This is a genomic window from Butyricicoccus sp. AM78-15b2TA, from assembly GCF_027665985.1.
Taxonomy (GTDB): domain Bacteria; phylum Bacillota; class Clostridia; order Oscillospirales; family Butyricicoccaceae; genus Agathobaculum; species Agathobaculum butyriciproducens.
Genome location: NZ_JAQEHY010000036.1, coordinates 1 through 6,762, shown reverse-complemented (window position 1 = coordinate 6,762; position 6,762 = coordinate 1). Strand labels below are relative to the sequence as shown.

The window sequence follows — 6,762 nt, the reverse complement described above, 5'->3', positions numbered from 1 at the left end:
TTTTGTCGGGAAAAGGTAAAAAAAATTCATTGATAATATAACGCCCTGATAGGGGGTTGGAGGTGTGTGGCGATGTATGATATTTTAGGTGCTTTAGCGGCGAATTTTGACGAGGTTCATTATATGGACTTTTATCGGGATGTTTTTCCTGAGGGTTCGTTTGAGGAGCGTGGTGTATTTGAGGACGGGAAATATAATGGTATCGCGGTTGCGATTGAGAAAGGCAGCAAGCGCGCAAAGCGTATGACGATTACTGATGATCTTGATGTGATTGGGGATATGGCTGGGACGGATGATTTTTGTCTGATGAGTCCGATCAGTTATGCAGGCAAGAGCCGGAAGTCTTCCAATGCTCGGTTTATGTATGCGCTGGCTATTGATCTTGACGGTATTGAGGAGCGGAAGCAGTGGGAGTTCTTCATGGAACAGATCGAGCGCGGCCATGAGATGCTGAAATTTGTCTGGGGGTTGCCGCGGCCTACATATTTGGTATCTTCCGGCACAGGTATCCATCTTTATTACGTCTTTAAGCAGCCTATTCCGATGTTTAAGAACATTGTTGAGGAGTTGGAGAAGCTGAAAAGGCGGCTGACTTGGCAAGCATGGACGCAGGGTGCGTCCTCGCTGCATGATAAGGTGCAGTATGAGAGTTTGTTTCAGGGTTTTCGTGTGGTTGGTACGATTACTAAGGATGGTGGCCGTTGTCGTGCGTTTTCGGTTGGTGAAAAAGTAACCGTAGAGTATTTGAATAAGTTTGTACCGGAGGAATATCGTGCCGAAAACTTTGCTTATAAGTCTGATTTGCGACTTGAAGATGCAAAGAAGAAGTATCCGGAGTGGTATCAGCGGCGTGTCGTGGAGAAACGTCCGAAGAATACATGGACTTGTAAAAAGGCGCTTTATGACTGGTGGATTAAAAAGCTGCTGGGCGGCGCGGAGCAGGGGCACCGATATTGGTGTATTATGACGCTTGCAACATACGCGCAGAAGTGTGGAGTACCTCGAGAAACGCTCGAGGAGGACGCATACGGCCTTATTCCGTTTATGAATACAAAAGGTGATGAGTTCACCGAAGATGATGTTCTACACGCTCTGGAGGCTTATACGGACAGCTATATTACATATCCGATTGATACGATTGTGTGGCGTACCGGTATTCAGATTGAAAAGAATAAGCGTAATGGCCGCAAGAGAGCAGATCATGTTAAACTTATGAATTTTGTACGAGATGAGATAAACGGAAATAAGAATTGGCGCGAGGGTAATGGCAGGCCGGACAAGTTATCTGTGGTAACTGAGTGGCGTTCAGAGCATCCAGAGGGAACGAAAGCGGAGTGTATCAGAGAAACTGGATTGAGCAAACCGACAGTGTATCGCTGGTGGAGGGAGATAGATTTGATGGAATTACGAGAGTATACGAACAAAGAGAAGATGGTTCAGCTGTCTGGTGATGAGAGCCAGCGTAAGGCAGCTGAGATTGTGGCTGCGGTGACTGCGATTGCGCAGGAACGCGGGCTTTCGGAAGAAGAAGCCTATGAAGTGTTCTTGCATGGAAAGACCAGAAAAGAGCAGGTGCAGGAGCAGGCAAAACACATGGTTTTTGCGGAAAGTGAGGTCGATGCCGGGCTGCTGGTTGGGTGTGCGGCGAATGGTATTCGCCGGATCAACGTTATGCCGGACGATGAGTACATGAATTATTTAGCGACCGATTGCGTTAACGCTTTGTTTCCACCCAAAAACAAAAAATAAATGATGTTGATATTTTAGCATAATTACGCTAAAATAATAGTAAGGAGGTTGATGGTATGAATATGATTAGACCTGTATCGGATTTGCGAAATAACTTTGCGGACATTTCCAAAACAGTGCATGAAACGGCTCAGCCTGTGTTTTTAACCAAAAATGGGTATGGTGATATGGTCGTTTTGAGCATGGAAGCGTTTGAAAACTTGCAATTTGAAAGCGAGGTTTACTTCAAACTGCAAGAGGCCGAGCGAGAGGCCGAGCTGACAGATCAGCGTTATTCCTCCAAAGATGTATTGAAAGCGATGAAAGCCGCTATTGGAGGGGAGCAGGGTGTATAAACTGGAGTACCTGCCTGTTGCTCAGAGAGATATGGTTGAGATCGTGCGCTATATCAGTGGGGAGCTGCAAAATCCTACCGCGGCAGCTCGTTTGGCGATGGAGCTGGTAAACGCAGCGGAAAGCGTACTCACATTTCCGTATGCGCTTCCGTCGTATCAACCAATCCGCTCGTTGAAGCGTGAGTATCGAAAAATCTTAGTGCAGAATTTTTTGATGTTTTACTGGGTGGACGAGGAAAAGAAATTGGTGACAGTCGCTCGTGTAGTGTATGCTAAACGAGATATTAGCAGATTGCTGGAGTGATGAAAGGTCGAATGGCTAAGACGATTAAGGAAATTGCGGCTGAATGTGGAGTGTCTGAACAGGCTGTACGCGGCTGGTGTAGACGAAACCATGTTGCGAAAGATGCGAAAGGAAGTTTCGCACTTAGCGAAAGCCAAAAAAGCTCGATATATCTACACTATTTGGGGGTAGAGCGAAACGAAGTTTCGCAACCAGCGAAAGCAAGTTGCGAAACTTGCGAAACCTCCGAAACGGTGCTGATTTCAATGTTACAGAAAGAATTAGACCGTAAGGAAACACAGCTATCAGTAAAGGATAAGCAGTTGGCAGTGAAAGACGAGCAGATCAGAGAGTTAAACGCGAGGTTGGCTGAGTGCAGTACTGCATTGTTGGCAGCGCAGGAAACGGCGCGTGCTGCACAGGCCCTCCACGCTGGGACAATCCAGCAGCAGCTTTCAGATGGGGAAGATCATGCAGCTGCCAGCGTGCAGGAGAAGAAAGAACCGCATTGGTATTGGTTTAGACGATTGTTCAAAAAGTAAGTATAAGAAAGAGAGCGTAAGGAATAAATATGATTATTTTGGCGATAATTTGTACGTTAGTTGCTGGTGTTATAGGAGCTTTTTTAGAGCCAGTTTCTTTCTCGGTTTCATTACCGATTGCTGTTATGGGAGGTTTTATTTTGTACGAAATTAAACGTAAAATTGATAGAAGATAAAAAATGAGGAACATTTTTTATTAAATGTTCCTCATTTTTCTGTTGAATACTTACCAAGCAATAGAGGTATAGCCTTTAAACTGGTCATATGTCATTCCAATATTAACTCCCACACAGCTTAGTACACCGCTTCTATCGATATTGAAAGATGGTGAAAGAGCCATACTGACTCGCTGATGTCCATAAGTTCCGTTTAACCCTTCAGAACGACCTTCTTTATAAATATTTGCTTTCATAAACATAAAATCACTATTGACGGGATAGTCAGGTTTTGCAAGGACTACCTTGCGGACTAAACCATGACCTTCATAGTCAAATTTGGAAGGAGTATCAGAAAATTCTGTAGTGACAGACCCTTTCGCAGTTGTGTAGGTATAGAAACCATCGGCGGTGTTATCTTGGATTGTTCCTTGCGTAAGAGAGAGTCCGATAACGTCATTCATACGAAATGCGGGGCGAGTAAGCCAAGTATATGCAGCAGACACTTGAGCATAAGACCCCTTATTGATGATCGATGTTTGGACTCTCATCCAATCGTTCTCATCTGGGTCACTAAGTGTTGATGCCTTGAGATAATCTTGGTAGGTAGATTGAGAAGAGATTCTTTCTCCTGAGTCAGTATGAGATACTTTTATGTAAGTAGTTTGAGTCGAGTAATCAATAATATTCTCGATATCATTTGTAAGTGATGATTGAATATCAGTAGGAAGCGTTTCAAAGATAGATTTTGGAATGCCGTAGACTGTTGAGATTTCTTCCTCGGTGGAAGTTGTAAGATTGTCGGCGTAGGCGGGTGCGTTCAGAGAAAGAAGCAATACAGTGGATAGAAAAATTGATAGAAATCTTTTCATAGTAGCAGCCTCCTATATAGACTTTAAGTAAGTTAGACGTAAGTATAAAAGACCATTGGAAACACCTCAATCTTGATTTGTGTAAGTCAATTATAATAAATATATAATGAAAATGCAACATGATATTGTGCAAATTAACATCGTTTTTCATTGTATATGTTGTCAAACGAGCGTCAAGGGTGGTTCATGTGAACCACCCTTGACGCTCGTTTTTCTCCATTCACAGCAGCAGGAAAGAGCGCAATCCGCCGCACTGGGGCTTGCTACCGCAAGCCCATCTCCCACACTTGACAATGATATGCTCGCTATGTATAATGAGGGTGTGGGAGATATATTGCAAGCTACCTAAAGTGTTACCACTTTAGAGCTTGTGAGGGGGCTGCACCCCCTTCAATCCCCTGCTTGGAGAACGCCGCGAACGAAAGAAAGAGAGGTTTCCCATGTTGTACGAAGATCGGAAAAAAGAAATCGAAACCATCAAAGAGCGGACACTCGTTTTGAAATTGTCCGATGCTGATTGCGACCGCATTTTGCAAAAAGCCATCAGCCACAGCATGACGGTTTCTGAGTTGTTGGAGAGCTTCATCGGTGATCTGGTTGATGGCACTTTCACTAATGGTTCGGACGAACGCTATCTTGCCGAGGACTGGTTTAACCGCTGCGGTTTTGAGCGTGATGATAAGAGAACGCTGCTGTGGCATTTGCTGGAGCAGAACGCAGACCTCGAAAATTTTATCGAACTCTATGAGGAGAACGAAGAATACAAATCGCACCCAGAGGAGTTTGAGGAGCAGCGTGAAGAATACGAAATGGAGCCAGGTGACACGTTCGATTTTGAAGATGAATTGCAGTATTGGCTGGACGATTGGAAGCCGAGCAAGTTGAGTATGGCCGAAGAAGTAGAAGCAATCCGAGATTATGTAGAGGCACTGAGAAAATTTAAGGGAGAATAACGACGGTCATGGCAAATAAGAGTAGACCGAAGCAGCTCTCGTTCCGAGTTAGTGAGGAGGAATGGGAGCTGCTGCAACAGAAAATTTCTGAAAGCGGCATGAACCAACAGCAGTATATTTTATCCTGCGTGCTGGGTAAGGAGATTGTAAATACGGACGGTATCAAAGAGATCGTGCCGGAACTGAAACGACAGGGCGCAAACCTCAACCAAATCGCCAAAAGACTTAATGAGCGCGGCTATATTGATTACAAAAAAGAATTGCCGACGGTATTAGACGAGGTGAAAATGGTATGGCAGTCATTAAGGCAGTATCTTCAAAAGCTGGGATAAACACAGTCCTCGATTATGTAATGCAAGAGGAAAAAACGGAACAAAAGTTGCTGAGTGGCTTGAATTGCGTTCCTGATACAGTTAAAGATGAAATGAGAGTTACGAAATTATTGTGGGATAAGGACGGAGGGCGAACCTACAAGCATTTTGTTCAGAGCTTTGCACCAGGCGAGAAGATAGATCCGGCGCAGGCGCACCAGATCGCGTGCCAGCTGGCAGCCTCACGACCGGAGTGGCAGGACTTTGAGGTGTTGATTGCTACCCATGAGGACAAGGAGCATATCCACACGCACTTTGTGGTGAACAGCGTGAGCTATGTAGACGGCCACAAGCTCCAGCAGAGCAAGGCAGAGCTGCAGGCCATGAAAGATTATTCCGACCAGCTTTGCGCGAAATATGGGCTGCATATTACCGAAAAGGGAAAGACCTTTGACGGACAGGAGCGAGAGGAAACGGTAGCGTTCAGCAAGGACACCTATCAGTTGCTCAAAAAGGCCGAGCAGGGCGAGGTAAAGAGCTATGTGCAAGATATTGCGCTGGCGATATTGGACTGCCGAGAACAGGCCACCAACCGTACAGACTTTGTGCAGCGTATGAATGAGCGAGGATACGGCGTAGACTGGCAGGACAGCCACAAATATATTACCTTTACAGACTTAAAACGGCAAGAGCAGGGCGAAAAGCAGTGCAAAATCCGCAATAACAAGCTGGAGAAGTATTATAACATGGACTTTGGAAAGGAGAGCTTGGAACATGAGTTTGAGGGCAATGCACGAAGTCAGCAAACAGCGCAGCGTGCAAGAGAGCAGCTCGCAGCTGATCGAGGAGCAAAGACAGACAATCGAACAGCAGAAGCAGACAATATCGGAGCTTTCATCGCAAATATCGCTGCTCAAGTCGGAAATGCAGAAGCTGGCAGACAAGAACGCGCAGCTGAACGAAGCCGACGAAGTGCAGGAGATACAGAAAGAGAATGCAGAGCTAAAGAAGCAAAACGAGCAGCTGAAGCAAGTATGCGCCGACACCGGAGAGATGATCTCGAACTTTAAGAAAGAAACAGAGAAGTTACAGAAACAAAAGAAGCTGCTAATAGGCGTAGTAAACACTCTTATGGAGAAATGTATGGGAGTAACTGCGGAAACGCAGGATATTCAAACAAAGAAATCACTCTTTGGGCGAGTAAAGGGCCTGACATGGGAGCGATGGCAGAGAATATTAAATGCTGTGATCGCATTAGGTGCAACGGTACAGGCGTGCAATAGGACATTAAAGGCACAACCTAAAGCAGCAGTTGAGAAAAAAAAGAGTATCCGAGTACAACTCCAAGAAATTAAAGAGAAACACGGCACGAGGGATTGACACCCTCGTGCCGTTACTGTAAAATATGGACAAGCAAATACGGTCGAAAATCGACCGATTTTTTTGTCGGGAAAAGGTGGAAAAACTGTATTGATAATATAACGCCCTGATAGGGGGCTGGCAGGGTACTCAGAGGGGTGCCGGAGATGGTCAAAAAGCGACCGATTTTTTTGTCGGGAAAA

The 6,762-nt window shown here is 45.2% G+C and carries 10 protein-coding genes; 9 read left to right on the top strand and 1 reads right to left on the bottom strand.

What is annotated here, in order from left to right; all coding sequences use genetic code 11:
- Nucleotides 1–72: 72 nt before the first annotated feature.
- From PGS25_RS15220 to PGS25_RS15200, 5 genes are read left to right on the top strand one after another with little or no spacing between them, the layout of a single operon-like run.
- A complete protein-coding gene (locus PGS25_RS15220) occupies nucleotides 73–1,749 on the top strand; it encodes a hypothetical protein (protein ID WP_118564788.1) in 1,677 nt (558 codons plus the stop codon).
- Between the two features lie 56 nt (nucleotides 1,750–1,805).
- Nucleotides 1,806–2,084: a type II toxin-antitoxin system Phd/YefM family antitoxin gene (locus PGS25_RS15215; RefSeq protein ID WP_117492668.1), complete on the top strand. Its 279-nt coding sequence runs from the start codon at nucleotides 1,806–1,808 to the stop codon at nucleotides 2,082–2,084.
- Nucleotides 2,077–2,388, top strand: a complete 312-nt coding sequence (locus tag PGS25_RS15210) for a type II toxin-antitoxin system RelE/ParE family toxin (RefSeq protein WP_118564787.1) — start codon at nucleotides 2,077–2,079, stop codon at nucleotides 2,386–2,388. Before PGS25_RS15215 ends, PGS25_RS15210 begins: the two co-directional genes overlap by 8 nt.
- A gap of 11 nt (nucleotides 2,389–2,399) precedes the next feature.
- On the top strand, nucleotides 2,400–2,909 hold the full coding sequence (locus PGS25_RS15205; protein ID WP_118564793.1) for a hypothetical protein: 510 nt from the start codon (nucleotides 2,400–2,402) through the stop codon (nucleotides 2,907–2,909).
- A gap of 29 nt (nucleotides 2,910–2,938) precedes the next feature.
- Entirely contained in the window at nucleotides 2,939–3,085 is a 147-nt protein-coding gene (locus PGS25_RS15200) for a hypothetical protein (RefSeq protein WP_158575669.1), read from the top strand.
- 50 nt (nucleotides 3,086–3,135) lie between these two features.
- Here the strand turns inward: PGS25_RS15200 and PGS25_RS15195 are convergent, their stop codons facing one another.
- Nucleotides 3,136–3,936 carry a hypothetical protein gene (locus tag PGS25_RS15195; RefSeq protein ID WP_118564786.1) on the bottom strand — a complete coding sequence of 267 codons (801 nt, stop codon included), beginning with the start codon at nucleotides 3,934–3,936 and terminating at the stop codon, nucleotides 3,136–3,138.
- 440 nt (nucleotides 3,937–4,376) lie between these two features.
- Between PGS25_RS15195 and PGS25_RS15190 the strand changes: the two genes are divergently transcribed.
- The 4 genes from PGS25_RS15190 to PGS25_RS15175 all read left to right on the top strand — a co-directional run bounded on the left by PGS25_RS15190 (nucleotide 4,377) and on the right by PGS25_RS15175 (nucleotide 6,580).
- Complete coding sequence (locus tag PGS25_RS15190) at nucleotides 4,377–4,889, top strand: molecular chaperone GrpE (RefSeq protein ID WP_118564792.1); 513 nt, start codon at nucleotides 4,377–4,379, stop codon at nucleotides 4,887–4,889.
- Between the two features lie 8 nt (nucleotides 4,890–4,897).
- A complete protein-coding gene (locus tag PGS25_RS15185; RefSeq protein ID WP_118564791.1) occupies nucleotides 4,898–5,221 on the top strand; it encodes a plasmid mobilization protein in 324 nt (107 codons plus the stop codon).
- A complete protein-coding gene (locus tag PGS25_RS15180; protein WP_118564790.1) occupies nucleotides 5,182–6,270 on the top strand; it encodes a relaxase/mobilization nuclease domain-containing protein in 1,089 nt (362 codons plus the stop codon). The genes PGS25_RS15185 and PGS25_RS15180 overlap by 40 nt, the downstream gene beginning before the upstream one ends.
- Nucleotides 6,271–6,343: 73 nt before the next feature.
- Nucleotides 6,344–6,580, top strand: coding sequence for a hypothetical protein (locus PGS25_RS15175; protein ID WP_158575671.1), 237 nt, complete (start codon nucleotides 6,344–6,346; stop codon nucleotides 6,578–6,580).
- Nucleotides 6,581–6,762 lie beyond the last annotated feature (182 nt).